Origin of the sequence: Bradyrhizobium sp. I71, from assembly GCF_022354745.1 — a bacterium.
GTDB lineage: Bacteria > Pseudomonadota > Alphaproteobacteria > Rhizobiales > Xanthobacteraceae > Bradyrhizobium > Bradyrhizobium liaoningense.
Window position 1 is genome coordinate 2,606,892 of the sequence record NZ_CP059398.1, and the last position, 26,966, is coordinate 2,633,857.

Sequence of the window (26,966 nt, forward strand, 5' to 3'; positions counted from 1 at the left end):
CGGAGAACCAAGCGGCACGAAGAACATGGATGCCCGGGACAAGCCCGGGCATGACGACCTTTCGTGATGCAAGCGATTGCTTCCAGCCAGAGGCCGCAGAAGGGCCGCCGTCAGTTCGCCGCCATGAAAATGGAGAGGCCGAAGCCGGTCAGGTGATGCAGCGCCTGGTCGACGCCGATCAGGGTCCAGAACCAGGGATGCGCAAGGTCGACGCCGAAATTGGCGGAGACGAACCCTTTGGCGCGGTCGATCGTGATGTGGATCGCGAAGTCGATCAGCGCCACGAACCAGAATCTCGGCGCCACGATCAGGATCAGCGGCAGCGCAACGGCAAGGTGGATCAGGCAGTGCACCAGAAGCGGCAGGGCCCAGCCATGCTTCTGGTCCTTGCCGTGCGCCATCCAGGCGGTCTGGAGAACGAAATCGGCGATGATGTGCTTGAAGGTGAGCAGCAACATCCAGCCAATGAGCGCTTCAACCGGAATCGCCGATGACATGGGTGGAAACGACAAGCTGACGCCTCATTGACGTGACGGGAAGAATTGGAGCGTTCAGCGCAACTTCTTCTTGGACCGGTCAAATCGCCGGGACGCGATTTATGACATTTCCCGCGGCGGAATGCAGCCGGGGGAACCGGAAAATCGCCAACTGTGGCTAACCGGTGATAGGATGACCAATCGCCGCGGACGTGTCGCGTCCGGTTACCTCCGGCTCGAAATTTGCTTTCTGTTACGGTCGCGCTATCATCGGCGACAGAGAATATCGTTCTTTTTTCAGACATTTACGAATTGCAGGGCGCCCGCCGCGAGCCGACCGCCATCCGAGACTAAGGCCAGGTGCTGCCATGAGTACTGAAGGCCCCACCTCATCGCCGACCGAACCGCCACCCCGGCGCCCCAAGGTGATCAAGACAAACCAGCAGCAGGTTTTCCTCTACGTCGTGCTGACCCTGCTGTTGTCGTTCGCCACCGTCTGGGGCGGTCGTACCTTGCTGCACAATTCGGAGACGCTGACCTTCGCCGTCGGCGCTCCCAACAGTGACGAGGCGCTGTTCGCGGCCAATCTCGCCACAGTGCTGAGGGACAGCGACTCCCGCGTCCGGATCAAGATCGTCAACAACGCGGACAACACCAAGGCGCTCGCCCAATTCGACCGCAAGCAGGCCGACCTCGCCGTCCTGCGCAGCGACTCCAAGGTGCCGCCGCGCGCGCGCACGCTCGCGATCCTCGAGCATGATCTCGTGCTGCTGCTCGGCCCCGGCAACAAGAAGATCAAGTCCCTCTCCGAGCTCAGGAAGAAGAAAGTCGCGGTCGTCGCCGAGAACGAAGCCTCGCTCGCCTTCGTCCGCAGCATCCTCGAGGTCCCGGACGGCCCCGAGGCTGCGAGGATCCAGATGGCGCCGCAGGGCGCAACGCTCGACAGGCTGTTCGCCCCGCCGAACGGCTTTGGCGCGGTGATCGCCATCGTCCACGCCTCCAGGGCCGTCAGGGACAAATCCTATGAGCAAGTCGCCAGACGCGGCGGCTTCACGCTGAACGCAATCGACGAAGCGAAGATGCTGGCCCGCAAATTCCCCGGCATCTCCGGCGAGACACTGACGGCAGGCACGTTGTCGACATCGCCGCAAATTCCCGACGACGATCTCGACACGATCGGGCTCGAATGGCTCCTGGTCGCACAATCCAGAATGTCCCCGACGACGGCAGGCGAGCTCGCGCGTATCATCTACGAGAACAAGTCCGCGCTCGGCCTCGACAACGGCTTCGCCACCAGGATAGAACCCGCCTCCGTCGAGAAGGATGCGTTCGTGATCGCGCACCAGGGCGCCGCCGATTACATCAACGACGACACCAAGTCGTTCATCGACAAGTACAGCGACCTGATGTATGTGGGCGTTGCCGCGCTCAGCATCATCGGTTCGATCTTCGCGGCGATCTACGCCAAGATCACGAGGATCGCGCCGGAGAAGGCCAGCGAGCTCTCCACGGCTATCCTCGACATCGGCGAGCGGATCGAGCATGCTCACTCGCTGGACCAGCTCGAATGTCTCCAGGACGAGCTGGAGGCCATCTTGCGCGGCGCCGTTATCGGCCTCAGAGACGGCACGATCAGTACCGACGGGCTCGACACCTTCAAGCTCGGCTACGAGTTCGTCCGCGACGAGATTGGCATGCGCCGCGACTATCTGAAACGTCATGCCGGCGAAGCCGACAAGACGGTACGCGATGCCGGCCCGGCCCAGCTGGACGACAGCAATGTCGTGGTGGTGAAGACCGCCCAGAGCGCCTGATCCGCCGGTTTGGGGCCGCCCGCCGCTGCGCCGCTCGTCAGCCGGCCGCCTGGAACCCCGCCCATTCGCAATTGTTGGTTTTCCGGCTGCAACCGGAGAATGCGGCATGCGTGCACTCCTGATCATCCTCCTTCTGGCCATGCTGGCGGCGGGCTACTTCGCCTATTCCGCAATGGCGGTCGAAGGTGAGCCGATCCCGACGGAAGGCTATGTGGCGCTGGCGCTGGGCGCGGGGTTTTCCGTCATCGTCGGCGTCGGGCTGATGGTGCTGCTGTTCTTCAGCAGCCGCCGCGGCTACGACGAGCCGCCACATTTCAAGTAGGCACTCCGCGAGCGATGGCGGCACGGACGAGCGCGCTCGGTGCAACCGCGCCAATGAAACTGCCTGCGCCCCGTCGTTGACGGCCTCCGCCCAGGCGGGCACTTTGGCGCCGACAATGGAGACAAGAATGTCGGACACAGCCGAGGCCGCCACCGGCCCCCTGCTCGAAATCACCGGCGCACGCGCCACCATCCGCCTCAATCGACCGAAACATCTCAACCGGCTCCAGGCGGAGGATCTCGGCGAGCTGACGAGGCTGTTCGACCGGATCGAGGCCGATCCCGATATTCGCGTGCTGGTGCTGACCGGCACCGGGCGTGCCTTCTCCGCCGGCTACGATCTCAACTCGGTGGCGGAGCGCGCGGTCAGCGCGAGCGAGCAGCAGAGCGCGGGCTCGGCTTTCGAGGTGGTCGTCAACCGGCTGGAGGATTTGGGCGTACCGACCATCTGCCGGCTCAACGGCGGCGTCTATGGCGGCGCGACCGACCTCGCGCTCGCCTGCGATTTCCGGATCGGCATCGATACCGCGGAGATGTTCATGCCAGCGGCGCGGCTTGGGCTGCATTACTACCCGAGCGGTATCAAACGCTACGTGACGCGTCTCGGCGTGGACAATGCGAAGAAACTGTTCCTGACCGCACAGAAGATCGGCGCGCCGGAGATGCTGCGCATCGGCTATCTCACCGCGATGGTGCCGGTGGAATCCCTCGACGAGGAAGTCGACAAGCTCGCGGGCGTCCTCGCCGGCAACGCCCCGCAGGCGATGCGCGGCATGAAACGCGCCATCAACGAGTTCGCCCACGGCGAGTTCGATGAAGCCGCCGCCGACCAACGCCACCGCGACAGCATGCGCGGCGACGAGATCAAGGAAGGCATCAAGGCGTTTGCCGAGAAGCGGGCACCACGGTTCTGAGGGACCTGCCAGGAATCACAGGCAGGTGCTTCACACTCATCCGTGGTCCCGGACAAGCGAAGCGCCGATCCGGGCTCCCGGGGAGCCGCTCATCCCCCAACCGCAGCCGCATGCTGCGCCGCCATCTCGGCGTCGGCTGCCGTGATACGCTGGAACGCCGGCCGCGCCGTCATGCGTTCGGCATAACGGACGAACACGTCCTTCTTCGGCACGATGCCGAACATCATGGTCCAGCTGAACGCGACGCCCCACAACACGTCGGCGGCCGTCATGTGCTCGCCGAGCAGATACGGGCCCTTCGACAGCTGCGCCTCGAGCGCACCCAGCATGGTGTCGTAATCGGCATAGGGCGATTGCGTGATCGGCGCCGGCTCGCGCTGCATGAACTTGTCGATCAGGGCCGGCTCGAACGACGATCCGTAATATGCGATCCAGCGCAGATAGGGGCCGCGCAGCGGATCGTTCAGGGCGGGCGTGAGGCCGGCCTGCGGAAACAGGTCGGCGAGATAGATGGTGATGGCGACCTGCTCCGTCACCAGCGCTTCGCCGTGACGGATCGCCGGCACCTTGCCGAGCGGGTTGATGGCGAGATAGGCGGGCATGCGCTGCTCGCCGGCCTTCATGTTGAGAACGTGGAGATCGTAAGGAGCGCCCAGCTCCTCCAGCAGCACCCGCGTGCCGGTGGCGCGCGTCTGCGGCGAATAATACAGCGTGATGCGGTTCGGATCGGTCATGGCAGTCTCCCTCTGGCCGGCTGGCGCTGGGCTGCTTGTAGCGGACCATACCTGACATCTTCTGTCAGGTATGGTTTAAGGGGATCATGCGCGCGAGCCGGATGCTGTCGAGCCTCACCACCCTCCAGGCCAGGGGACGGATCACCGCGCCCGAGCTCGCGGAGGCCTGCGAAGTCTCGGTGCGAACGATTTATCGCGACATCGACGCGCTCGCGGCGTCCGGCGTTCCCGTTTACGCCGACCGCGGCGCCGAGGGCGGCTATTGCCTGCTCGACGGCTATCGCGTGCGGCTGAACGGCCTGTCGCAGAGCGAGGCGGGCGCGCTGTTCCTGGCGGGATTGCCCGGCCCGGCGGCCGCGCTCGGGCTCGACGCCGCGATGATCGCCGCGCAGAACAAGCTGATGGCTGCCCTGCCCGAGACTCTGCGCGAAGACGCCGGCCGGATGCAGGAGCGTTTTCATCTGGACGCGCCGGGCTGGTTCGGCGAGGCGGAAGACCCAAAGCACCTGCGCGCCATCGCCGGCGCGGTGCTGCGCGGGACGCTGATCAAGATCCGCTACCAGAGCTGGCGCGCGGAGAAGCAACGCCGCGTCGCGCCGCTCGGCCTCGTGCTGAAGGGCGGCAGCTGGTATCTCGCCGGCCAGGTCGACGGCAGCGTGCGCACCTATCGCGTCGCGCGCGTGCTGGATTGCACGGCGCTCGACGACCGCTTCGACAGGCCCGCCGGCTTCGATCTCGCCGCCTATTGGCAGGCCGCGACGCTGCGCCTCGAAGCCGAGATGCATCCCAATGTCGCGATGGTGCGGCTGTCGCCGTTCGGCGTCAAACTGCTCGACGCGCTGAGCCAGCCCTATGTCAAGGCACGCACGCAGCTTGAAGAGACCATAGATGCCGATGGCTGGCGCATTGCACGAGTCCCGGTCGGCAAGACGTCGTGGCACGCCGCGGCCGAACTGCTGCGGCTCGGCCCCGAGGCCGAAGTGCTGGAGCCTGCCGATCTCCGCGACAAGATGGCGGAGATGACGCAGGCGATGGCTGTGCGCTATCGCGCGGTGCGAAAAGCCTGACGGCAGCACACTTTGTCGCAGCCCACGAAACAATCCTGAAACACGATTCTCCGCATCCCGTGTGAACGCGATCGCATCTCATCTCGACCGAGATGCAGGGACACAACAATGGCCCCTGCGCCAAATGGAGAATGAAGATGTTTCGTAAGCTTGCTCTCGGTCTGATCGCTGCCGGCTCGCTCGGTTTTGCCGCCCTCGCGCCCACCGCGGCCTCGGCGGGCGGCTTCCATCACCATCACGGTCATCACCACTGGGGTCCCGGCTGGGGCGTTGGCGGTATCTACCTCAACACGGGCGTCAGCAACTGCTACCAGGAGCGCCTCGTCCGCACCCGTCATGGCCTGCGCGTGCGCGTCGTGAATGTCTGCGCCTACGGGATCTACTGATACAGCCGTCGGCTGGCGCGACCCCGGTCGCAGTGCGACCGGGGTTCGTCGTCTCAACTCGCCAAAGCCGCCGAGGCCGCGGCCTTTTCGTCCGCGAGAGAATTGCGCTGCGATATCCACCGTTCGGCGCGCGAACGCCGCAGCGAGGGCGCGAAATAGAAGCCCTGGGCAACGTCGCAGCCGATCCGGCGGATGATTTCGAGTGCTTGCGAGCTCTCGACACCCTCCGCCACGACCTTCATGTTGAATGCCTTCGCCAGCGCGACGGAAGCATCGACGATCTTCATCATGTCGTCGTCGGCTTCGCAGCCCTTGATGAAGGACTGATCGATCTTCAGCTCGCTGAACGGTAGCCGCGCCAGGGCCGCGAGCGACGAATAGCCGGTGCCGAAGTCGTCGATCGCCGTCCCGATGTTCTTGAGCCGCAGACGCACCAGAATGTCGTTGGCGCGATCGACGTCCGCCATTGCCGTGGTCTCCGTGATTTCCACCGTCAGCGACGACGGCGGCACGTTCTCACGGCGCAGGATCTCCTCGATCCGGTCGGGCAGGGTCAGGTCCGACATCAGCGAGCCCGAGATGTTGACGGCGATGGTGAAACCGGGATTGCGCTCGATCAGCTTGCGGCCCTGCGACAGCGCGGAGGAAAGGATGCAGTCGGTCACCTCGCGCATGAGGCCAGCCTCCTCGGCGATCGGAATGAAAACCATGGGCGAGACCATGCCGAACTCGGCGGTACGCCAGCGTGCGAGTGCCTCTGCGCCGACGACTCGCTCGGTCCGCAGTGCGATCTTCGGCTGAAACTCGACGAAGAACTCGTGATCGGCGAGACCACGCGCAATTCTGTCCGGCGTGATCCGGGGCGGCGGCGCGGCAGCCGTCGCGATCAGCGGCGAGCCCTGCGGCATTTCGAGCGCGCAGCGCAGGCGGTTGAGATCGAGCGGCTTGGTCAGGCACCCGCCGAGATGCAGCTTCAGCCCGGTGGCGACCCGGCGCGTCGCCTTCATGATGCGATCATCGCAGCCGCTGATGATCACGATCGCCATCGCGCGGAGGTTTCGCTCAGCGACGAAGCGCAACAGCTCCACCCCGTCCCGCTCGCCGAGCGACAGGTCCAGCGCCATGACGTCGAAGGCCTCGCGCGTCAGAAGCTCGGTTGCAGCCTCGTACGACGGGACAACGACGGAATCATATCCGAGCTTCGAGCCGATCTTGCTGATCAAAACCCGCTGCACCAGGTCGTCGTCGACCACAAGAAGACGGCCTCTCGTCGCGCTCATCATCAATCTCCCGTTGATTGCTTAACGCTAGAGCGGCGGCCTCGCTCGGTTGTGAATACAAGACGGCTAAAACTTTCCCTATCGGGAAGTACTTATTAGCCACGTTTCCGAGGCCGTCCAAACAATTGATTTCAATAGAGTATTTCGAATCATTCGCGCCGGCGCGGCGAGACGGTATTGAAATGACGCGTCAGACAAGCGCGCGTGATGAACGTGCAATGAAGCTTCTTATCGGAAGCCGGCAAACGCATGTGAGAGACGCGCGCGACTAGCCGGCCTGCCGCTGCCGGCGAAACCAGGCCCAGGTCTCCCGCGTCGTTCTGATGTAGCCGCGGCCGCGATGCACGATCTCGCCGTCGACGATCTCGTTCAGCTTCGGCAGCGCGTGAAAGGGGATCGAGGGATAGGCGTGGTGCTCGACATGGTAGGGCATGTTCCACGCGAACCATTTGACGACCGCGCCGGTGTAGGTGGTGCGGGTGTTGTGGAAGGCGCTGCGGGTGTGGTCACAGCCGGTATGCTCGGCGTAGAGGTAGGGCCGCAGGAAGAACTGCCCGATGATCAGCGGCACGATCCAGACCCAGAGCAGCAGCGCCGAGGAAAACCAGAGTGAGAGCGCGAGCAGCAGCGCATAGAGTGCCACATGGATCCGCGCCTCCGTCACGATGACGGCGCGCTTGCTCTCGGGAATCCAGGGCACGGTGACCTTGCCGGTGAGCGCATGGCCGAGCATCAGCCGCAGCCGGCCGGCGACCTGGAGCAGGCCGCTATAGGCGAGCGCAAGCTGCGTGTCGGATGCCGGCTTCACCCCGACGATCAACTCGGGATCCCTTTCTGGATCCTGCGTGTAGCGATGATGGTCCCAGTGAAACAGGCAGTAATATTCGTAAGGCAGTCCGATGATGAAGGCCGAGAGATAGCCCACCGTGAGATTGAGGCTGCGGCTCCTGAACGCGGTCTTGTGCGCGGTTTCGTGCACCGCCATGAACAGGAAGGCGACGAGATAGCCCTGCACCACCATCAGCGGCAGCGCCCAGAGCACGCCCCACGTCGACGAAACCTTCCAGATCAACGCGCCCACCAGCAGGATCACGCCGTAATGGCCAAGGCTCTGCGCCGCTCCCCTGACATTGGAGCGAACCGACAATTCGCGCAGCATGGCCGGGGTCAGCGGCTTCAGGCGATGACCGGGCTCTGAAACGGTTGCGTCGCTCATGATCGGGTGCCTGCCCTACTTGCTGAGAAGCGCGGCGATCTCGGCCTTGATGAAGGCCTGGTCGCGCGGATTGTTGACGGGGTTGCCGGCGCGATGGCCATGCAGCGATGGAATCGGATGCAGCACGGCCGATTTCGCGCTGACGAGCCGGCCGAGTTCGTCCTCGTTGTCGCGGACGTCGAAATAGCGATCGGTCGCGCCCGGCATCAGCAGCATGTGCGCCTTGATCGCCGCCAGCGCCCGATCGAAATCGCCCGCGAATGTCGGGCAGCGGCTGACGTCGCCATTCTGCCAGATCCCGATCTGCGCCAGGAGGTCGTTGGCGTCTCGCCGCGCAAACGTCACGTCCCAGGCGCGGACGAGATAATCCTCCAGCGAGGTGAAACCGGCTTCGCGCCAGAGCTCGTCGCGATAGAAGCCGTGCGACATCGCCCAGCCGGCATAGACGCGCCCCATGGCGCGATAGCCGGCGACGGGTCTTTCGGCGAAACGGCCGTCGCGGAAGGCAGGATCGGCAGTGAGCGCGGCCTTCACGCTTTCCAGGAAGACGTAGTTGTAGGGCGCGCAGCGGGCGCTGCCGCAGACGACCGCCGCGCGCTCGACCATGTCGGGGTGCAGCGTCGCCCAGTGATAGGCCTGCATACCGCCCATCGACCAGCCATAGACCAGCGCAAGCTTGGAGATGCCGAAGCGTTCGGTGAGCAGCCGGTACTGGATCGCGACGGCATCGTGATAGGTCACCTCGGGGAACGGAACGGACATGTTCGACGGCGAGGACGACAGGCCGTTACCGAACAGGTTCGGGATGATGACGAAGTAGCGCGTGGCGTCGAGCACGCCGTCGGGCCCGATCAGCCATTCCGTATCGGTGTGCTGCGCACCGAACGAGGTCGGATAGAGGATGACGTTGTCGCGGGCCGGACTCAGCGTGCCGTAGGTCTTGAAGGCGAGCTTCATGGCGGGAAGGACGGTCCCGGACCGGAGCAGGACGTCGCCGGCCTCGAAGATCTCGTAGTCACGCTGCGCCGTCATGCATTCAGCTCCCGCTCACGGAGGCCGCAAAACCCCACGGCTTCAGCGATGCATCGATCATGCCGAACCCGCAGATACGTCGTTTTGCGGCAAGGCCACTATAATGTACCTTTAGTACAGTTATTGCGGACCGGCAAGATAAATCCGGTCCGCACATCGGCTCAGGCGATGGCCGACAGATAGCGCGCGACCGACGCCGCGAACGCAGCCTTGGCGCCGCTGGCGATGTTGCGGCCCCACCAGGCTCCGTAGATCCGGTCGAAGGCGAGCGGCTCGACGGCTGCCGCGATCCGCCGCACTGCGGCGGCGCCCAGCGGCATGTAATTCGGATAGGAATACATGAAGCTGACGAAGCGGCGGTCCATCGTCACCTGCGCGATGTCCCCGGTGAGCAACGCGCCCTTGCCGTCCGCACCACGCCCACAATGCAGCATGGTGGCGCCGGCGAAGTGGCCGCCGGTGCGCAGCAGCAGCACGTCATCGGTGATGCGATGGCGCTCGCCGGTCCAGTGCACGATCGCCGGATGAGGCCGTGTGACGAAGGCGCTGTCATCGGCGTGCAGGTACACCGGCACGCCGCCGAACGTGTCGCTCCAGTCCGCGACCGCGCCGTAGTAGTGCGGATGCGAGATCGCGATGGCCTTCAGCCCGCCGAGTGCCGCGACATATTGGATGGCCTCGTCGGTCGCAAGCGGAATGCAATCCCACATCACGCAGCCGTCGTCTTGGGGCACCAAAAGTGCGCGCTGCCCGATGGCAAAGCTCGGCTCCATCCCGATCCCGGTGAGGCCAAGATCGTCCCGGCCCACCAGTCGATGCCTTCGCGCGAGCTCCTCGCGCGCGAGAAAGGTCTGCCCTTTCCAGTTCACGAACTGTCGCTCGTCCTCGCAAATCGGGCAGGAGTCGGGCGGCGATCCGCGTGAGGGAAATTGAGCACCGCAGGTTTCGCAGGTCCAGAGAGGCATGACTCGGGCTCCGTGGGAAGATCCAGGATGACATTGCGGACAAGCTCCCGGCAAGATCGATGGCCGGCAGCAGTGGCTGGAACCAACGCGGTGAGCGCCCGTTACGTTCAGGTCCACGCCGGCACGATGGGCCAAGGGGATCACGACACACGAAGAGCATGTTCGAGTATCGATGGCATCGCGGTCTCCCACCTCTTCCCGTATCTGGCCCTTGTTCGCGCTCAACTTCTTCATGGCCGACATGCAGTCGGGCATCGGGCCGTTCGTCGGGGTATTTCTGCAGGAGCGCGGCTGGGCCAGCGGGCTGATCGGCACCGCCATGACCATCGGCAACGTCGCGGGCATGCTGATCACGACGCCGATCGGGGGCTTCATCGACGCCAGCCGCAACAAGCGGCTCTGGGTCGTCATTCCCGGCATCTGCGTCGTTCTCGCCTCCGGGATCATCCTGATCTCGCAGAACTTCTGGGCAGTGACGTTCTCGCAGGTCGCGCAATCGCTGGCGAGCGCCGCGATCGTGCCAGCGGTAACGGGCATCACGCTCGGCATCGCCAAGCAGAAGGGCTTCAATGCGCTCAATGGCCGCAACCAGGCCTACAACCATGCGGGCAACATGGTCGGCGCCGCATTGTCGGGCTATCTCGGCTACAAGTTCGGCTATGTCGCCGTGTTCGCGCTGGCGGCCGTGTTCGGTGCCATCGCCATCGCCTGCGTCCTGATGATCCCCGCAAAGGCAATCGACGACCGCGCCGCGCGCGGCAGCAAGGAGGACGACTCCAAAGCTCCGCCGGATGCGATGACGATACTGCTCAAGCACCGGGCGCTGCTCGTGCTGGCTCTCGCCCTCGCCCTCTTCCATCTCGGCAACGCCGCCATCGTCCCGCTCTACGGACTAGCCGCGGTGGCCGAAGGGCAGGCCAACGGCCCGAGCTTCGTCGCGACTACCGTGGTGATCGCGCAAGGCGTGATGATCGTGACGTCGCTGATCGCGATGAAGGCCGCGAGCAAGCGCAACTACTGGCCGGTGATCCTGGTGTCCTTCATGTTCCTGCCGATCCGCGGCGTGCTCGCCTTCTTCGTCACGGGATGGTGGGGCGTCGTGCCGATGCAGGTGCTCGACGGCATCGGCACCGGGCTGCAGACTGTCGCCGTCCCGGGCATGGTCGCGCGCTCGCTCAACGGCACCGGCCGCATCAATCTCGGCCAGGGCGCCGTGATCACGGTGCAGGGCATCGGCGCGAGTCTCAGTCCCGCACTTGGCGGCTGGATCGCGCAATGGATCGGCTACGGACCGACCTTCCTGCTGCTCGGCGGCTTTGGGCTCGCGTCGATCGCGCTGTGGCTGGCCTTCGCGGCGGCGGTGAAGGAGTATTGAGCTTCCGCGGCGCGGAGTGTCCTATTGCGGCACCTGGTCACTGGTTCAACGCGCGATTGCGAGTGGTTTTTCACGCAATTTGGCGCTTTTCTCGTTGCCGCACCTCGGTGACCCGATCAGGATACAGATCGCCCACCAACGTTTACGGCCGACCGATGACCCCGCCTCAGCTCTCATTCAACGGCGATCCCACGGGGCCGGCCTATGAGGGCTGGCGCGAGCAGTTCTGCCGGCAGGTGATGGGAACCGATTTCGTTCCCATCGGAGACGGCCCGGTGCACCGGACAATCACTCCCGCCATTCTTCCGCGCATCAGACTGTCCGCCTCGTTCGGCACGCCGATGAGCTTCGTGTCGATGGGCACGAACGACGAATTGGTCATCGTCATGTCACCGAATTCGGCCCTGAGCGGGGCCATGGGAAGTCGCGCGCTGAACGTTGCCGCCGGCGACCTCACCATCGGAGATCCGTCGATCAAGGGAGCCCACGTCACTCAGACCGCGTACGGCAACTTCCAGACCGCGTTGTTGCCCCGCAAGGCGCTGCTGCGCGCCTGCCCGAATGCCGAGGACCTGATTGCACGACCGATCGACGGCCTCAAGCCGATCGCATCGATGTTCCTTCGATATTACGACCTCGCACATGCGCATGCTGCCGGGCTCGGAGCCTCGGAGCTCGACGCGGTTTCGCAGCACCTGTTCGATCTTTCTGTGTTGATGATCGGAGCCCGCGGCGATGCCGCCGAGGAGGCGCGGACGCGCGGCCTTGCCGCGGCGCGTCTCGAAGCCCTGAAGTCCGACATCCTGGCGCAGCTGGACAGCCCCGCCTTGTCGCTGTCCGATCTTGCCGCCGCGCACCGGATCAGCCCGCGCACCATCCAATTGCTGTTCGAGCGCGCCGGCACCACCTATAGCGGTTTCGTGCTGGAGCAGCGGCTGCTGCGGGCCGAGCGGTTGCTGCGAAATCCCGCCATGCGCACGCGCAAGATCATCGAGATCGCGCATCTGGCGGGATTTCACGACGTATCCTATTTCCACCGCGCGTTTCGCCGCCGCTTCGGGCAGACGCCGGACGACGTCAGGAAGCTGGCCGGCGAGACAAACTAGGCGAACTCGACCACGATCTTGCCGAAATGGCCGCCGTGCTGCATCAGGCGCATCGCTCCGGCACGGCATCGAAGCTGAACCCGAGCACCATGACCTCCTGCAGGACGCCCGGCCGCGTGCCGCCGAGCGCGGGTCCGGCAGCTCAACCAGATCCATCCCCTCTATCGACCAATCGCGCGCGACTGCCAGGCTCTCATGACGATCGCTCCGTCTCAGGTCCCGAAATTCTTCTGGATCGCCTTATCGAGCGTCTCGCCGCCGACGAAGCGCTGGCGCAGCTCGCGCTTGAGCAGCTTTCCGCTCGGATTCTTGGGCAGACTGTCGACGAAGATGACGCGCTTGGGCACCTTGAAATGCGCCATCTGGCCGGCGCAGTGCTTGATGACGGCGTCCTCGTCCAGCGTCTCCCCGCCCTTGACCACGACGATCGCGGTCACCGCCTCGATCCAGCGCGGATCGGGCAGGCCGACCACGGCGACTTCGGAGACGGCGGGGATGCGGTAGACCATCTCCTCCACCTCGCGGCTCGCGACGTTCTCGCCACCGGTCTTGATCATGTCCTTGACGCGATCGACCACGGTGATGTGGCCCTCGTCGTCGACAGTGGCGAGATCGCCCGAGTGAAACCAGCCGCCGGAGAACGCGGCGGCGGTCTTGACGGGATCGTTGTAGTAGCCGGACAGCAGATGCGGCGAGCGGTGCACGATCTCGCCGACCTCGCCCACCTTGACATCCTCCATCGCCGTGTTGACTACGCGCGTTTCGACATTGAGCACGGGCTTGCCGGCCGAGCCGGCCTTGCGCAGCTGGTCCTCCGGCCGCAGCACGGTTGCGAGCGGCGCGATCTCGGTCTGGCCGTAGAAATTCCAGAATTTTACGGCAGGCAGGCGACGCTGAAGCTCGAGCAGGACTTCCACCGGCATGATCGAGGCGCCGTAATAACCCTTCTGCAGGGTCGACATATCCGTCTTGTCGAAATTCGGCGAGCGCAGCATCGCGATCCAGATCGTCGGCGGCGCGAAGAAGGACGTGATCTTGTGGGCCTCGATCAGCGCCAGGATGTTGTCGGCGGTCGGCTTGCCGGTGATGACGCCTGAGGCGCCGAGATAGATCTGCGGACCCAGGAAGACGTCGAGCTGGGCGCAATGATAGAGCGGCAGGGCGTGCAGGAACTTGTCGTCCGCGCTCATGCCGCCGTCGATGATGCAGCTGACATACTGCCACATCACGGCCTCGTGGGTCAGCATCGCGCCCTTGGGCAGAGATTCCGTGCCGCTTGTGTAGACGATCTGCGCGAGATCGCGGCTGTCGACCGATGCGTCCAGGAACGAGCCGTCGGCGTCGAGGAGATCGTCGAAGGTGGTGAGGCCCGCAGGCGCCGTGGCCGCATCCTCGCCCGGCAGCCAGACCATCTTCTCGACCGCGCAATCCTTGGCGCTGGCCGCGCGTGCCTGCTCGACGAAGTCCGGTCCGGTCGAGAGCAGTTTCGCGCCGGAGCTCTTCAGGATGAAATTGATCTCGTCCGGATTGAGCATGAAGTTGATCGGCACCAGCACGGCTCCGATCCGCGCCACCGAGAAGCGCAGCGCGGCGAAGGCGTGCGAATTGCGCGACAGCACGGCGACACGGTCGCCCTTCCTGACGCCGAGCCCGAGCAGGCCGCGGCCGAGCCGGTTGCAGATCGCGTCCATTGCGGCAAAGGTCCAGCTCACACCGCCGCAGCTTACCGCGAGCTTGTTCGGCTCGCGGCCCGCCGAGCGGCGCAAGAGATCGCCGATCGAATGCTCGCGCGCTTCCGAGATGGTGGCTGCGGTGTCGCCGGTCATGTGTTCCTCCGTGTGATGTCTTTGTTTGTTGTGCTGCACGAATTCCAAAGGCGCTATCTGCGGCGGGCCGCCTGCGCGTGCTCCATGTACATGTGCTCGACCGAGCGATCGAGCGACGCGATTTTCTCGAAGCCGCGTCGCCAGTCCTGCAGGTGCCGGCGCGTCCACAGCACGCCGGCTTCGCGGTCGCGGCGGCGGATCGCATCGATGAGATGGCGGTGCGCCGCGACGAGACGCGGGCCACCTTCGGCGACACCTGTCACGATCATCTCAGTGGTCGGATAGAACAACTGCGCTGCCGGCTCCCGCGCGAGCTGGAGCACGCGGTTCTGCGAGGCCTTGGCGACCAGAACATGGAATTCGGCATCGCATTCGGCAAGCATCGCGGCGTCGCCGACTATAGCCTCGCTACGCGCGAGATTGCCGGCGAGCTCGGCGATGTTCTCCTCCGTCGCCCGTTCCACCGCGCCCTCGATGCTGGCGACTTCCAGCGTCATCGAGGCCTCGTAGAGTTCACGGAAGGTGACCTCGTGCAGGACCAGCGCGCGGCTGAGACGGCTCGCGAGCTTGCTGTAGCGCGGCAGGCAGGCGTGCAGGCGGCGCGAGGAATCGCGCCTGATCAGCCCGCCTTCCTCCAGCACGCGGATGCCCTCGCGAATGGTCGAGCGATTGACGCCGAATTGGCGGACCAGGTCGTGCTCGGTGCCGATGGGATCGCCCGGCTTGATGCGGCCATTGACGATCTCGCGCTCGATGGCGTCAGCAACCCTCTGATAGGCGGGCGCGACATCGATCGGACGAAACAGCGGAGCGACAGGCAAACCAAACTCCATTGGCGATTGTCCGACAAACCTTATGCTTGACCGGAGAATGCGTCAAACTCTCGCATTTAAGCCTCTGGTGCAAGAAATTGACTCTGCCGGAACCTGGCTCTAGCTTTGTCGGACAAAGGGGCAGAATAGCCCCGTATAGAGGAAACGTATCCAATGAGACCTATCGCGGCACTCGTGTCTGCGGCCGGATTGCTGTCGGCTGCCTTGATCGCCCCCACCTCGGCCCAGCAGGCACCGCTCAAGATCGGCGTGCTCTCCGACTTCTCGTCCGTCTATTCAGACATCGGCGGCATGGGGAATGTCGAGGCCACCAAAATGGCGATCGAGGACTTTGGCGGGCAGATGTTCGGCAAGCCGATCGAGATGCTGAGTGCCGACGTGCTCAACAAGCCCGACGTCGCCTCCACCATCGCCCGCAAATGGTGGGAGACCGAAGGCGTCGACATGATCATCGATCTGCCGACATCGGCGACCGCGCTGGCGGTGATGGAGCTGTCGAAGCAGTACGAGAAGATCATGATCGTGACGGATGCGGCGAGCTCCGACATCACCGGAAAGTCCTGCTCGCCCTACACCGCGCACTGGACCTACGATACCTATGCCAACGCACACACCGTCGGCAGCGCCATCGTCAAGAACGGCGGCGATACCTGGTTCTTCCTGACCGCGGACTACGTGTTCGGCCATTCGGTCGAGCGCGACACCGGTGACGTCGTGAAGGCCTCCGGCGGCAAGGTGCTGGGCAGCGTCAAGCATCCCCTCAACACGGCGGATTTCTCCTCGTTCCTGCTTCAGGCCCAGGCTTCCAAGGCCAAGATCATCGGCCTCGCGAACGGCGGCGGCGACACCATCAACGCGATCAAGCAGGCCGGCGAGTTCGGGATCGTTGCCGGGGGCCAGAACCTGGCTGCGATCGTGATGTTCATCTCCGACGTGCACAGCCTCGGCCTCAAGCTGGCGCAAGGCCTGATCGTCACCGAGGCCTATTATTGGGACCTCAACGACAAGACCCGCGCTTTCGGCAAGCGCTTCCTGGAGCGGGTCAAGCGCATGCCGACCATGAACCAGGCCGCGACCTACAGCGCCACGCTGCACTATCTCAAGGCGGTGCAGGCCGCCGGCACCCGCGACACCAAGACCGTGATGGCCAAGATGCGCGAGCTTCCGGTGCGGGATGCCTTCACCGACAACGGCGTGCTGCGCGAGGACGGCCGCATGGTGCACAGCATGTACCTGTTCCAGGTGAAGAAGCCGGAGGAATCGAAGGGACCGTGGGATTATTACAAGCTGCTCGCCGAAGTCCCCGCCGACCAGGCGTTCCGGCCGCTGAAGGACGGCGGCTGCCCGCTGGTGAAGTGAGTCGGCCCGGATCGAGCCGACGGCAATCCCTCCACCAAGTCTCGCGCGTCCGCTCGGCCGATCCGGGCGGACGCGCGGCGATGACGACGCGCGGCCCAGAATGGAGGCAGCACGCCGCGCGCCGCCGTCTGATCTGCATCAAGCTGCGGTGCAAAATTAGCTGCAATGTTGAGCCCGCCCTTGCCGCGCGATCAGCGGCGGGGCGTTCGTATCTCAACAGTGGGCGCCACCGCACGGCGTTGTGCACAGATGAATTTAACACCGGGTCGCGTCGTCGCCGCGCTCGCCATCCTGCTCGCGGGCGGCGGTTATTACTATTGGCAGCACCGTGATGCCGACGCGCTGCCACCAGGTTTCGCCCGCGGCAATGGCCGCATCGAAGCGGTCGAGATCGACATCGCCACCAAGACGCCGGGACGAATCCGCGAGATCCTGGTCAACGAAGGCGATTTCGTCAGCGCGGGCCAGGTTCTGGCACGCATGGACACCGAGCAGCTGCAGGCACAGCGCCGCCAGGCCGAAGCGCAGCTCCAGCGGGCAATGATCAATGTCGAGACCGCGAAGAGCCTGGTGAACCAGCGCGAGGCCGAACGGAAGGCCGCCGAAGCCGTGGTCGACCAGCGCATCGCCCAGCTCGACACCACGAGCCGCAAGCTGGACCGGTCCGAACAATTGATCAAGACGAGTGCGGTGTCCCAGCAGGTCCTGGACGACGACCGCTCCGCCAACGCCACGGCGAAAGCGGCACTGGCCGCTTCCCATGCCCAGGTCGCGGCATCGGAAGCCGCAATCAGCTCCTCCCGCGCCATGGTGATCGATGCCGGCGCCGCGGTCGACGCGGCCAAGGCCGCGATCGAAAGCATCAACGCCGACCTCAACGACAGCGTACTGAAGGCGCCGCGCGACGGCCGCGTGCAGTATCGCGTGTCACAGCCCGGCGAGGTGCTCGCTGCCGGCGGCCGCGTCCTCAACATGGTCGATCTCGGCGACGTCTACATGACGTTCTTCCTGCCGACGGCCGAGGCCGGCCGCGTCGCGATCGGCGCCGAAGTCCGCCTCGTGCTGGACGCCATCCCGCAATACGTGATCCCCGCCAAGGCCACCTTCGTTGCCGACGTCGCGCAGTTCACGCCCAAGACGGTCGAGACCGAGGAGGAACGCCAAAAGCTGATGTTCCGCATCAAGGCGCATATCGCGCCCGAGCTGCTGCGTCAGCACATCGAGCATGTGAAGACCGGCCTGCCCGGCATGGCCTATGTGCAGCTCGATCCGGCCTCGCAATGGCCCGACAACCTCAAGATCAAGTTGACGAGATGAGCACGACTGCCGCAGCCGAAGCACCGGCTGCCGTCGGCAGCGTGGTGCATCTGGAAGGCGTGGGCCTGAGCTACGGCAAGACCCGGGCGCTCGAGTCCATCACGCTCGACCTGCCGTCCGGCTGCATGGTCGGGATGATCGGCCCCGACGGCGTCGGCAAATCGAGCCTGCTCGCCCTGATCGCGGGCGCGCGCGCGATCCAGCAGGGGCGTATCGACGTGCTCGGCGGCGATATGGCGAGCGCGCGCCACCGCCGCAACGTGTGCCCCGACATCGCCTACATGCCGCAGGGCCTCGGCAAGAATCTGTATCCGACACTGTCGGTGTTCGAGAACATCGACTTCTTCGGCCGCCTGTTCGGACACGACAAGGCGGAGCGGAACAGGCGGATCGCGAGCCTGCTGCGCGACACGGGGCTCACGCCCTTTGCCGACCGGCCGGCGGCAAAACTCTCCGGCGGCATGAAGCAGAAGGTCGGCCTGTGCTGCGCGCTGATTCACGATCCCGAGCTCCTGATCCTGGACGAGCCGACCACCGGGGTCGATCCGCTGTCGCGCCGCCAGTTCTGGGAATTGATCGCCTCGATCCGCGACAGCCGGCCCGGCATGAGCGTAATCGTCTCGACCGCCTACATGGAGGAGGCCGCGCAGTTTGATTTCCTGATCGCGATGAACGCCGGCCGCGTGCTGGCGACCGGAACGCCCGCCGAACTCAAGCGGCAGACCGGAGCCGATACGCTCGATGACGCCTTCATCCGTCTTCTTCCCGAGGCCGAGCGCGGCAACCATACCAATGTCGTCATCCCGCCGCGCGACGAGGACCACGAGGAGATCGCGATCGAAGCCGACCACCTGACCCGGCGGTTCGATGGTTTCGTTGCCGTCGACGACGTCAGCTTCCGCATCAGAAAGGGCGAGATCTTCGGCTTTCTCGGCTCGAACGGCTGCGGCAAGACCACGACCATGAAGATGCTCACCGGCCTCCTGCCCGCGAGCGAAGGCACCGCGCGGCTGTTCGGCAACACCATCGATGCCGGCGACATGTCGGTGCGGCGCCGCATCGGCTACATGTCGCAGGGCTTCTCACTCTATTCCGAGCTCACGGTCACGCAGAATCTCGATCTGCATGCGCGCCTGTTCGAGCTGCCGGCGGGCACCATCGCCGCGCGCATCGACGAGATGATCGCCCGGTTCGATCTTGCCGACGTCGTCGACGCCCTGCCCGATGCCCTGCCGCTCGGGCTGCGGCAGCGGCTGTCGCTGGCGGTCGCCATGATCCATGCGCCCGACATCCTCATCCTCGACGAGCCGACCTCCGGTGTGGATCCGGTCGCCCGCGACCGCTTCTGGCAGATCCTCGCCGAGCTCTCCCGCAAGGACAACGTCACCATCTTCGTCTCCACCCATTTCATGAACGAGGCCGAGCGCTGCGATCGGATCTCGCTGATGCATGCCGGCAAGGTGCTGACGTCGGATACGCCCGCAGCGATCGTGGCCGCGCGCGGCACCGCCACGCTCGAGCAGGCCTTCATCGCCTGCCTGGAGGAGGCGATCGCGGACACGACGGAGCCGGCCCGCCAGCCGGCGGCCGCCTCGCCGCCGCCCGCATCTGCGAGCCCCACAGCGGTCCGTCGGCACAGCGCCGCGTTCAATCCGACGCGCATGCTGGCCTATTCCCGCCGCGAGACGCTCGAGCTGCGGCGCGATCCGATCCGCGCTACGCTCGCGATCCTCGGCAGCGTGCTGCTGCTGTTCGTGCTCGGCTACGGCATCAGCATGGACGTCGAGAATCTGACCTTCGCGGTGCTCGATCGCGACGACAGCACGATCAGCCGCGACTACAGCCTTCAGATCGCGGGCTCGCGCTACTTCACCCAGAAATCCCCGATCACCGACTACGCCGATCTCGACCGCCGCATGCGCGCCGGCGAGATCGGTCTCGCCATCGAGCTGCCGCCGGGCTTCGGCCGCGATGTCAGCCGCGGCCGCCATGTCGAGATCGGCGCCTGGGTCGACGGTGCCAATCCGACACGGGCCGAGACGCTGCGCTCCTACGCCCAGGCGATCCACGCGACCTGGCTCGCGCAGAAGGGCCGCGAGCTCTATGGCGATGCGGCGATCGCCGGCACCTACCAGCTCCAGGTGCGCTACCGCTACAACCCGGACGTCATCAGCGTCGTCGCCATGGCGCCGGGCATCATCCCGTTGCTGCTGATCATGATTCCGGCGGTGCTCGCCGCGCTGGCGGTGGTGCGCGAGAAGGAGCTCGGATCGATCGTCAATTTCTACGTCACGCCGGTGACGCGGCTGGAATTCCTGCTCGGCACGCAGCTGCCCTATGTCGTGCTGGCATTCGGAAACTTCCTCCTCCTCGTCGGCTTTGCCCTCGCCGTCTTCCGCGTACCTTTCACCGGGAGCTTTCCGACCTACGCCCTGGCCGCGCTGCTCTACGTCACGGCCACGACCGGCATGGGGATGGTGATCTCGGCCTTCATGAACAGCCAGATCGCGGCCCTGTTCGGCACGGTGCTGATCACGCTGATCCCGGCCATCCAGTATTCCGGGCTGATCGACCCGGTTTCATCCCTCCAGGGAGCGGGCGCGCTGATCGGGCGGCTCTATCCCACCACCTATTTCGTCACGATCTCGCGCGGCACGTTCTCCAAGGCCCTGGGGTTCGACACCCTCCACAACGATCTCCTGGCGCTCGCCATCATGGTCCCCGTCCTGGTGATCGCCGGCACGATGCTGCTGAAGAAACAGGCCCGCTGACCATGCGCTTCGACAATGTGTTTCAACTCGGCATCAAGGAATTGCGCGGCCTGATGCGCGACCCCATGCTGCTCGTGCTGATCGTCTATTCGTTCACGCTGGCGGTTTATGCCGGCGCAAAGGCGCTGCCGGAAACCCTGAACCACGCCGCGATCGCCATCGTCGACGAAGACCATTCGCCGGTCTCGACGAGGATCGGGATGGCGTTCACCCCGCCCTATTTCTCGACGCCGCGCCTGATCTCGCAATACGAGATGGACCGCAGGATGGACGCCGGCATCGACACCTTCGCGCTCGACATCCCGCCGGATTTCCAGCGCGATCTGCTGGCGCGCAAATCGCCCACGATCCAGCTCAACATCGATGCGACGCGCATTTCGCAGGCGTTCAACGGCGGCGGCTATATCGAGCAGATCGTCAGCGCGGAAGTCGCGGAGTTCCTGGCGCGCGCGCGCAATGCGCAGGCCGCGCCGATCGAGCTGACGCTGCGGGCAAGGTTCAACCCGGAGCTGAAGAAGTCGTGGTTCGGCGCCATCGATCACGTCATCACCTCGATCACCATGCTCTCGATCATCCTGACCGGCGCCGCGCTGATCCGCGAGCGCGAGCACGGCACGATCGAGCACCTCTTGGTGATGCCGGTCACGCCATTGGAGATCATGGTGAGCAAGGTCTGGTCGATGGGAGCCGTGGTGCTGATCGCCTCGGCGCTGTCGATCGCCTTCGTCGTCAAGGGCTGGCTGGCGGTCACGATCGACGGCTCGCTGGCGCTGTTCCTGGTCGGCGCGGCGCTGCAGCTGTTCGCCACCACCAGCATGGGCATCTTCCTCGCCACCGTCGCCGGATCGATGCCGCAGTTCGGACTGCTGCTGATCATGATCCTGCTGCCGCTGCAGACCCTGTCGGGCAGCATGACGCCGCGGGAGAGCATGCCGCAATTCGTCCAGGACATCATGCTGGCGGCGCCCAACACGCATTTCGTGATGCTGGCGCAGGCGATCCTGTTTCGCGGCGCGGGCCTGGAGGCGGTGTGGCCGCAGCTTGCCGCGCTCGCCGTGATCGGCGGCGTCTTCTTCGTGATCGCGCTGCGCCGGTTCCGCGCGTTTCTGGCGTGAGGCGCTGCTTCAAAAAGAGCGAAAACAACCCCATGCACAGTAGCGATCCCCTTGTTTTAGCTGCGGGATTTATTTGACGCGTCGGGCAGGTTCGTGCGCGCCGGCGCTGCCGCCAGACTGACGGGGAGCAGGCTCAGCTGGGCCGGTCGCCGCCGGCGAGCATCCCGCTCAGCATCGCGTCGGCCTTGTGCTTGAGCGGCAGCGCGCCGCTTTCGGAGGCGATCGCGATGGCGGCGCGCAGGGCGGCGAGGATCGCGGCCTTGTTCACCGCGTCCGATGGCGGCGTCACGACGGCCTCGCCGAACAGGGCTTCGGCCTCGAGGCCTGAGAACCCCTGCTGGCGGGCGGTGTTGCGGGCCTCGCGCAGCATGTTCTGCGCGGCCCTGACATCGCCGAGGCGGTGGGTGGCGAGCGCCAGGTAGATCGAGCTGCGCAGCACCGCCGAGGTGTAGCCGACCGCCTTCGCTTCCTCGCGCGCCTCCGTCAGCATGCCGCGCGCCCGGTCGAACAGGCCCTGCTCGAGATAGGCGATGCCGAGATGACAGGCCAGCACCGGCACGAACAGCCGAATGCCGTGCTTCTGCGCGAGGACGAAACCCTCTTCGAGGATGGCGGCGGCCGCCGCCGGGTCGCCCCGACCGAGCTTCAGCCAGCCGCCGCTATAGGCGGCAGCGACGCGGTCGTAGGGACGGCCGGTCTCCTCGGCGATCGCGGAGGCCTGTTGCTGGAGCTGTTCGGCGGCGTCGAGTTCGCCCATGACGGTGTGGGTGAAGCTCTTCATCATGCAGCAGAGCAAGAGCAGATATCTTGGCGTCGTGCCGATCGGCGCGCTGGCCTCCGGACTCGCCAACTGGGCGTGAGCCAGTGCCAATGTCTGTTCGGCTTCACGGTACCGGCCGGCAAGGAAATAGGCCTGCCCCAATCCATATCGCGCGAGATTGAGCCAACCCTGATTGCCCCATTCCACGGCGAGGCCGACGACCTCTTCGCCGATTGCGACCGCCTCGACTGGCGCCCCGTAGAAATTCTGTGCGCCCGACCTGACGGTCATAGCGGCGACCTTGCGTCCGATATCGTCGATCGCGTCAGCGCGCCGTTCGGCTTCCTTGCCCAGATCCAGCCACTCGGCGACCTGCCCGGATGCGATGAATGCCCCGCGCGCCTCCATCCGGAGATCGATGGCATCCGATTCCCGCAATGGCGTCGGCGGCGTTTTGTCGAGCGAGCCCATCGCGATCTCGAAATAGTTCGCCGCATCCGCAAAGGCCGACCGACTCAGGCATTTTCGTCCCGCGCTCCTGCCATGGGTGAAAGCCCTGAGCCAGTCCTTCGCGCGCAGCGCGTGATAGCACAGCGTATCGGGCTCTTCGGCACTCGTTCCGTCACTCTCGAAAACCGCAACAATGCGCGCATGGATGTCCTCGCGCACCTTTTCGACCATCGAGTCATACGTCACCTGGCGGACCATTTCGTGACGGAACTCGAGTTCATCGTCCAGCTCACTGTCGATTCGCACCAGCAACTCGGCGCGATCGAGCACCGCAAGGCAGTCCTGGAGGGCAGCCTCCGGCAACTCGACCAGCTCTCGCAGCATCGCGACGCTCGATCTCGGGCCCAGGGCTGCTGCGACCTGCAAGACGGAACGCTCCTGCCGGGACACGCGATCGAGACGCGCGGCGATCACGCCCTGGATGCTCGTGGGAATCCCGAGTTCCTCGATGGGGCGCATGAGCGCGAGATCACCCCATTGACCTCGCAGCGTTCCGCTGTCCCTCAGGCCGCGGCAGACCTCCTCGATAAACAAGGGCACATTCGCCGTATGCGAAATGATCCTGGTCTTCAGATCGTTGTTCGCCGCGGAGGGGCCAAGCATGTCGGCTAGCATCGCCATCCCCGAATCGTCGTCGAGGGGGCGCATCGCGACGACTTCGGCCTGGCAGCGCGTGGTCCATACCGGCATGCCGTTCGGCCTGGATGTGAGCAAGACGAGGAGATTCGGCGTCTGAAGCGAGGCGATCGCAGACATCACCGTATCGCTGGCCCGGTCGATCCAGTGGAGATCTTCGAGCAGGAGTATCGTGCGGTGGCGGCGAACCGCATTCTCGACCAATGCGCAGCTCGCGTCGCAAATCGCTCGCCCTCGCGCGTGCGGCTCCAGCTCGGTCCACTGCGGCTCCGATATCGGCAGATCCAGCACAGCATCCAGGGCGCATTGCTGGATCAGCGGTCGGTCCATCCGCGGATTTTCAAGTCCGTCGGAACCCTTCGCGGCGGCGTCCAGCAGCGACAGCAACAGGCGCTTGAGCGTGCTGAACGGCGCGCCCTGGAGGTTCGGGCTGCACTCGGCGTCGATCAGGCGCCAACCAGCCGCCTTGAGCTCCTGGGCAAACTCGTGCGCGAGACGTGACTTTCCGATACCGGCATCGCCCAGCAGCAAAACGGTCCGCCGGCCGGCACCGACCGCCTCCGCGGCACGGGCAAGCAGTGCCCGCTCGATCGTGCGATCGACGAACCGGGAGATGCTGCGCGCCCGTCGCACCCGCCAGCTCGACAGGTCGCTCGCGCCCACGATGCGGTAGACCGGCACAGGCTGGTTGAAGCCGCGCAGCGGCTTGCCGCCGAGAAACTCGAATCGGACATGCCCTTGGGCCAGTTCCTGGCAGGCTTGCGACACGTAGATATGATTCGGCTCCGCCACCGACTCCAGCCGTGCCGCCAGATGCTGAGCGGCACCACCAATCTCGTAGACCTTGGAAAACTCGCTGGCGACCATGTAGGCGACGACGTGACCGGAATGGAGGCCGACACGCACCTGAAGCCCGGGATCGCCGAGGCTTGCGACGCGCCGAACGAGTTCAAGTGCCGCATGGCACGCCAGCGGCGCGTGGTTATCGTCCGCGATCGGGGCACCGAACACAGCCGCGATCCCGTCGCCCAGCTCCTTGCTGACGATGCCCCCGAACTGGCGCACCGCGGCTCGCATCGCGGCCAGGGCCGGCTCCAGCCGTGAGATGGCCGCCTCCGGCTCCAGCTCGGCGATGAGGCCGGTGGAATCGACGACATCGGCGCGGAGAATCGTCACGAACCGGCGGTCGCTCTCGGGATCGGAGCGCCGCACAGCCAGCCCACATTTCGGGCACCAGCCAGCGCTCGGATCGATCGTCGACTGACACGCGACACACTGCATTCCTGTGCCTTCAAAAGTCACGGCGGCGTCTATACCGACCGATGCTCAAGGTGAGCTCTGCACAAGAATACCGAACGGCACATGCATGGCAATCAACTCGCCGAGAAACATACCTGTGCCGGCAAAGGTGCCTCTCTGGACGAGTTGCATTTTGGGATGGTAGCGTCGTCGGCGCGCGAAAATGGGGCGACGCGTTCTAGGGGGCACCGAGGCTTTCGTACAGGGCCAACGAGCTTTGCTGGGCTGCACGTCTCCCTGACCGATTAGATTGTATCGAAGGACAAGGCGATGGGCGGCAAGACATATAACGGCAAAGCCTTCAGGGATTTGATGAACAGTAATTACTATCCCTTGGCGAACATGAAGAAGAGCGTCGCCAAGCTCAAGGCATCGGAGGACATCGACCTGCCGACCCTGGAATACGGTCAGTACCACCTGATCCTGAACCCGGCCTCGAAGTGGCCGCAGGGAAGCGCCAAATACTGGCACAAGGAGAAGGGCCGGGCTCGTCTCGACCTCAGCACCCAGCCGAACACGGTCCCGCTGTCCAGGGACGAGCCGGGCGTGATCCCGCTGACGCGATGCGATCTGCTCGATGCCTGCGTCCGGAAATGCTTCAACTCCGAGCCGCCGATCCCGATGAAGACCAACATCATCGTCCACGGGCCGAACGACGCCTATGCCCACCGGCATGAGATCCGGCTGGAGTGGGAATACAAGAAGGGCTCGAACACGCCGACGCTGCTGAATCTGACGATGGTCTGCCCGTACCGATCCTGATTGGAAAGATTCTACTCTGTTGGCGAAAATCATCGTCGCCCGCGCGCTCCAGACGCGCGGGCGTTTTGTTCGCGGGCACCGTGACGTGGTCTCGTCTCACATTCCGCCACGGGCCTGTCGCACGAAGATGATCCGCTGCATCGAGGTGACGGTCGCGGGCGAAAAGGTCGACATCAACCACTGGCTGGTCGAACAGGGCTTTGCCTATCCGACGTTCTACCCTCGATGAACGAGGACGAGATCAGGGCCTTCCTCGCGCTTGCCAAGACCGCGCGAACCAGGAAGCTGCCGGTGTGGAAGCATCTCGCCAGAGCCATCCCCGCCTTCGAGGAAAGACGATCAAGTTTCAGCCTGAGGGGCTGGTGTTTGGGGAAGCGCCGTCGACCGTGGTAGGTGCGGATGGGGAAAGTGATTAGGGAGCTTTGAAGCGGAGGCAATCCAAACAAAAATGGCCCGCATCGCGCGGGCCATTTTCGTATCGGATCCGGCAAAATCCGAATTTGGTTGCGGGGAGGCGCAACCACCGATACCGACATTCGCTGGTGGTAGCCATTTGAGATCCGAATCTTCTTACTTTGGCGTGGGATCGTTCGTGGGACTCAGTATGGCCAAGCACCGGCGCCCACCGGCCGAGGCTCAATAAAGCCAATCCAGAGTTGAATAGGCCAGCACACGTGTCCCTTAATCCGCTTGCAAACCTTGGGTAGTAGTGCCTAGCTTGATACGCGCTCTGATCACGGAGACGTTTCGCGCGGGCCCCAAACGGAGCCGGCGCGGGGACTTGCTGTCTGGTCTGGCAGTGTCGCGAGAGAGCTGCGCGCAATGAAACGCGTGGGCACTGCGCTGGCGTGCTTAGTTTTCTTTATGCGCGGCACGAGCGACGTATTCGCTGCCAACCCAAGGGGCGTGCTGCTGTTGCCCTGCGACCTGCAGCCTCCGGGACGCGCATCCGGAGGCTCGTATTATTTTCATTTCGGTTCTGGACGAGCCGGCCGTCATCAGAAAAGCCCTTGCGGAAGGAGCGTTGGGATACGTCATCAAATCCGACGCCGGCGATAAACTGGCGGATGCCTTACAAGCGGTTCTTGGTGG

The 26,966-nt window shown here is 64.8% G+C and carries 22 protein-coding genes; 13 read left to right on the forward strand and 9 right to left on the reverse strand.

What is annotated here, in order from left to right; translation table 11 throughout:
- Positions 1-110: 110 nt before the first annotated feature.
- The gene (locus tag FJV43_RS12830; protein WP_050995144.1) at positions 111-458 is read right to left on the reverse strand and encodes a DUF3307 domain-containing protein; all 348 of its coding nucleotides are present in this window, start codon (positions 456-458) and stop codon (positions 111-113) included.
- Between the two features lie 386 nt (positions 459-844).
- Here FJV43_RS12830 and FJV43_RS12835 point away from each other — a divergent pair, with 386 nt between their 5' ends.
- The 3 genes from FJV43_RS12835 to FJV43_RS12845 all read left to right on the forward strand — a co-directional run bounded on the left by FJV43_RS12835 (position 845) and on the right by FJV43_RS12845 (position 3,525).
- Positions 845-2,290, forward strand: coding sequence for a TAXI family TRAP transporter solute-binding subunit (locus tag FJV43_RS12835; RefSeq protein ID WP_239627432.1), 1,446 nt, complete (start codon positions 845-847; stop codon positions 2,288-2,290).
- A 106-nt stretch (positions 2,291-2,396) separates the two neighbouring features.
- Positions 2,397-2,612, forward strand: a complete 216-nt coding sequence (locus tag FJV43_RS12840) for a hypothetical protein (protein ID WP_239627433.1) — start codon at positions 2,397-2,399, stop codon at positions 2,610-2,612.
- 127 nt (positions 2,613-2,739) lie between these two features.
- On the forward strand, positions 2,740-3,525 hold the full coding sequence (locus tag FJV43_RS12845; protein ID WP_239627435.1) for an enoyl-CoA hydratase/isomerase family protein: 786 nt from the start codon (positions 2,740-2,742) through the stop codon (positions 3,523-3,525).
- A gap of 89 nt (positions 3,526-3,614) precedes the next feature.
- Here FJV43_RS12845 and FJV43_RS12850 read toward each other — a convergent pair whose 3' ends face one another.
- Entirely contained in the window at positions 3,615-4,259 is a 645-nt protein-coding gene (locus FJV43_RS12850; protein WP_239627436.1) for a glutathione S-transferase family protein, read from the reverse strand.
- An 86-nt stretch (positions 4,260-4,345) separates the two neighbouring features.
- On the opposite strand from FJV43_RS12850, the gene FJV43_RS12855 reads away from it, so the two are divergent.
- Together FJV43_RS12855 and FJV43_RS12860 are read left to right on the forward strand one after the other, a co-directional pair.
- Complete coding sequence (locus FJV43_RS12855) at positions 4,346-5,326, forward strand: YafY family protein (RefSeq protein ID WP_239627438.1); 981 nt, start codon at positions 4,346-4,348, stop codon at positions 5,324-5,326.
- Between the two features lie 137 nt (positions 5,327-5,463).
- Entirely contained in the window at positions 5,464-5,712 is a 249-nt protein-coding gene (locus FJV43_RS12860; RefSeq protein WP_061881237.1) for a hypothetical protein, read from the forward strand.
- A 53-nt stretch (positions 5,713-5,765) separates the two neighbouring features.
- Here FJV43_RS12860 and FJV43_RS12865 read toward each other — a convergent pair whose 3' ends face one another.
- From FJV43_RS12865 to FJV43_RS12880, 4 genes are all read right to left on the reverse strand, one after another.
- Positions 5,766-6,992, reverse strand: a complete 1,227-nt coding sequence (locus FJV43_RS12865) for an EAL domain-containing response regulator (RefSeq protein WP_239627439.1) — start codon at positions 6,990-6,992, stop codon at positions 5,766-5,768.
- Between the two features lie 268 nt (positions 6,993-7,260).
- Positions 7,261-8,208, reverse strand: coding sequence for a fatty acid desaturase (locus tag FJV43_RS12870; protein ID WP_239627441.1), 948 nt, complete (start codon positions 8,206-8,208; stop codon positions 7,261-7,263).
- A gap of 15 nt (positions 8,209-8,223) precedes the next feature.
- A complete protein-coding gene (locus FJV43_RS12875; RefSeq protein ID WP_239627443.1) occupies positions 8,224-9,240 on the reverse strand; it encodes an alpha/beta fold hydrolase in 1,017 nt (338 codons plus the stop codon).
- A 161-nt stretch (positions 9,241-9,401) separates the two neighbouring features.
- Positions 9,402-10,205 (reverse strand): MBL fold metallo-hydrolase, encoded by an 804-nt coding sequence (locus FJV43_RS12880; protein WP_239627444.1) that lies wholly within the window; start codon positions 10,203-10,205, stop codon positions 9,402-9,404.
- 172 nt (positions 10,206-10,377) lie between these two features.
- On the opposite strand from FJV43_RS12880, the gene FJV43_RS12885 reads away from it, so the two are divergent.
- Positions 10,378-11,580, forward strand: a complete 1,203-nt coding sequence (locus FJV43_RS12885; RefSeq protein ID WP_239627446.1) for an MFS transporter — start codon at positions 10,378-10,380, stop codon at positions 11,578-11,580.
- A 155-nt stretch (positions 11,581-11,735) separates the two neighbouring features.
- A complete protein-coding gene (locus FJV43_RS12890; protein WP_239627448.1) occupies positions 11,736-12,686 on the forward strand; it encodes a helix-turn-helix transcriptional regulator in 951 nt (316 codons plus the stop codon).
- Between the two features lie 212 nt (positions 12,687-12,898).
- Here FJV43_RS12890 and FJV43_RS12895 read toward each other — a convergent pair whose 3' ends face one another.
- A complete protein-coding gene (locus FJV43_RS12895) occupies positions 12,899-14,512 on the reverse strand; it encodes an acyl-CoA synthetase (protein ID WP_239627449.1) in 1,614 nt (537 codons plus the stop codon).
- Between the two features lie 53 nt (positions 14,513-14,565).
- The gene (locus tag FJV43_RS12900) at positions 14,566-15,345 is read right to left on the reverse strand and encodes an FCD domain-containing protein (protein WP_239627451.1); all 780 of its coding nucleotides are present in this window, start codon (positions 15,343-15,345) and stop codon (positions 14,566-14,568) included.
- A 153-nt stretch (positions 15,346-15,498) separates the two neighbouring features.
- Here FJV43_RS12900 and FJV43_RS12905 point away from each other — a divergent pair, with 153 nt between their 5' ends.
- From FJV43_RS12905 to FJV43_RS12920, 4 genes are all read left to right on the forward strand, one after another.
- Positions 15,499-16,704, forward strand: coding sequence for an ABC transporter substrate-binding protein (locus tag FJV43_RS12905; protein ID WP_239627452.1), 1,206 nt, complete (start codon positions 15,499-15,501; stop codon positions 16,702-16,704).
- Positions 16,705-16,953: 249 nt separating this feature from the next.
- Positions 16,954-18,021: an HlyD family efflux transporter periplasmic adaptor subunit gene (locus FJV43_RS12910; protein WP_239627454.1), complete on the forward strand. Its 1,068-nt coding sequence runs from the start codon at positions 16,954-16,956 to the stop codon at positions 18,019-18,021.
- The gene (rbbA, locus tag FJV43_RS12915) at positions 18,018-20,792 is read left to right on the forward strand and encodes a ribosome-associated ATPase/putative transporter RbbA (RefSeq protein ID WP_239627455.1); all 2,775 of its coding nucleotides are present in this window, start codon (positions 18,018-18,020) and stop codon (positions 20,790-20,792) included. Before FJV43_RS12910 ends, rbbA begins: the two co-directional genes overlap by 4 nt.
- A 2-nt stretch (positions 20,793-20,794) precedes the next feature.
- Positions 20,795-21,907, forward strand: a complete 1,113-nt coding sequence (locus FJV43_RS12920; RefSeq protein WP_239627457.1) for an ABC transporter permease — start codon at positions 20,795-20,797, stop codon at positions 21,905-21,907.
- Between the two features lie 133 nt (positions 21,908-22,040).
- On the opposite strand, the gene FJV43_RS12925 is transcribed toward FJV43_RS12920, so the two are convergent.
- The gene (locus FJV43_RS12925; protein WP_239627458.1) at positions 22,041-25,094 is read right to left on the reverse strand and encodes an adenylate/guanylate cyclase domain-containing protein; all 3,054 of its coding nucleotides are present in this window, start codon (positions 25,092-25,094) and stop codon (positions 22,041-22,043) included.
- A 288-nt stretch (positions 25,095-25,382) separates the two neighbouring features.
- Between FJV43_RS12925 and FJV43_RS12930 the strand changes: the two genes are divergently transcribed.
- Both FJV43_RS12930 and FJV43_RS12935 read left to right on the forward strand, forming a co-directional pair.
- On the forward strand, positions 25,383-25,874 hold the full coding sequence (locus FJV43_RS12930) for a hypothetical protein (protein WP_239627460.1): 492 nt from the start codon (positions 25,383-25,385) through the stop codon (positions 25,872-25,874).
- Between the two features lie 19 nt (positions 25,875-25,893).
- Positions 25,894-26,103 (forward strand): hypothetical protein, encoded by a 210-nt coding sequence (locus FJV43_RS12935; RefSeq protein ID WP_239627461.1) that lies wholly within the window; start codon positions 25,894-25,896, stop codon positions 26,101-26,103.
- Positions 26,104-26,966: the final 863 nt, after the last annotated feature.

What these genes read in the sequence shown, in the direction of transcription:
- FJV43_RS12830 (WP_050995144.1), bottom strand. Translation starts at nt 458, where the DNA reads ATGTTGCTGCTCACCTTCAAGCACATCATCGCCGATTTCGTTCTCCAG.
- FJV43_RS12835 (WP_239627432.1), top strand. Translation starts at nt 845, where the DNA reads ATGAGTACTGAAGGCCCCACCTCATCGCCGACCGAACCGCCACCCCGG.
- FJV43_RS12840 (WP_239627433.1), top strand. Translation starts at nt 2,397, where the DNA reads ATGCGTGCACTCCTGATCATCCTCCTTCTGGCCATGCTGGCGGCGGGC.
- FJV43_RS12845 (WP_239627435.1), top strand. Translation starts at nt 2,740, where the DNA reads ATGTCGGACACAGCCGAGGCCGCCACCGGCCCCCTGCTCGAAATCACC.
- FJV43_RS12850 (WP_239627436.1), bottom strand. Translation starts at nt 4,259, where the DNA reads ATGACCGATCCGAACCGCATCACGCTGTATTATTCGCCGCAGACGCGC.
- FJV43_RS12855 (WP_239627438.1), top strand. Translation starts at nt 4,346, where the DNA reads ATGCGCGCGAGCCGGATGCTGTCGAGCCTCACCACCCTCCAGGCCAGG.
- FJV43_RS12860 (WP_061881237.1), top strand. Translation starts at nt 5,464, where the DNA reads ATGTTTCGTAAGCTTGCTCTCGGTCTGATCGCTGCCGGCTCGCTCGGT.
- FJV43_RS12865 (WP_239627439.1), bottom strand. Translation starts at nt 6,992, where the DNA reads ATGAGCGCGACGAGAGGCCGTCTTCTTGTGGTCGACGACGACCTGGTG.
- FJV43_RS12870 (WP_239627441.1), bottom strand. Translation starts at nt 8,208, where the DNA reads ATGAGCGACGCAACCGTTTCAGAGCCCGGTCATCGCCTGAAGCCGCTG.
- FJV43_RS12875 (WP_239627443.1), bottom strand. Translation starts at nt 9,240, where the DNA reads ATGACGGCGCAGCGTGACTACGAGATCTTCGAGGCCGGCGACGTCCTG.
- FJV43_RS12880 (WP_239627444.1), bottom strand. Translation starts at nt 10,205, where the DNA reads ATGCCTCTCTGGACCTGCGAAACCTGCGGTGCTCAATTTCCCTCACGC.
- FJV43_RS12885 (WP_239627446.1), top strand. Translation starts at nt 10,378, where the DNA reads ATGGCATCGCGGTCTCCCACCTCTTCCCGTATCTGGCCCTTGTTCGCG.
- FJV43_RS12890 (WP_239627448.1), top strand. Translation starts at nt 11,736, where the DNA reads ATGACCCCGCCTCAGCTCTCATTCAACGGCGATCCCACGGGGCCGGCC.
- FJV43_RS12895 (WP_239627449.1), bottom strand. Translation starts at nt 14,512, where the DNA reads ATGACCGGCGACACCGCAGCCACCATCTCGGAAGCGCGCGAGCATTCG.
- FJV43_RS12900 (WP_239627451.1), bottom strand. Translation starts at nt 15,345, where the DNA reads ATGGAGTTTGGTTTGCCTGTCGCTCCGCTGTTTCGTCCGATCGATGTC.
- FJV43_RS12905 (WP_239627452.1), top strand. Translation starts at nt 15,499, where the DNA reads ATGAGACCTATCGCGGCACTCGTGTCTGCGGCCGGATTGCTGTCGGCT.
- FJV43_RS12910 (WP_239627454.1), top strand. Translation starts at nt 16,954, where the DNA reads ATGAATTTAACACCGGGTCGCGTCGTCGCCGCGCTCGCCATCCTGCTC.
- rbbA (WP_239627455.1), top strand. Translation starts at nt 18,018, where the DNA reads ATGAGCACGACTGCCGCAGCCGAAGCACCGGCTGCCGTCGGCAGCGTG.
- FJV43_RS12920 (WP_239627457.1), top strand. Translation starts at nt 20,795, where the DNA reads ATGCGCTTCGACAATGTGTTTCAACTCGGCATCAAGGAATTGCGCGGC.
- FJV43_RS12925 (WP_239627458.1), bottom strand. Translation starts at nt 25,094, where the DNA reads ATGCAGTGTGTCGCGTGTCAGTCGACGATCGATCCGAGCGCTGGCTGG.
- FJV43_RS12930 (WP_239627460.1), top strand. Translation starts at nt 25,383, where the DNA reads ATGGGCGGCAAGACATATAACGGCAAAGCCTTCAGGGATTTGATGAAC.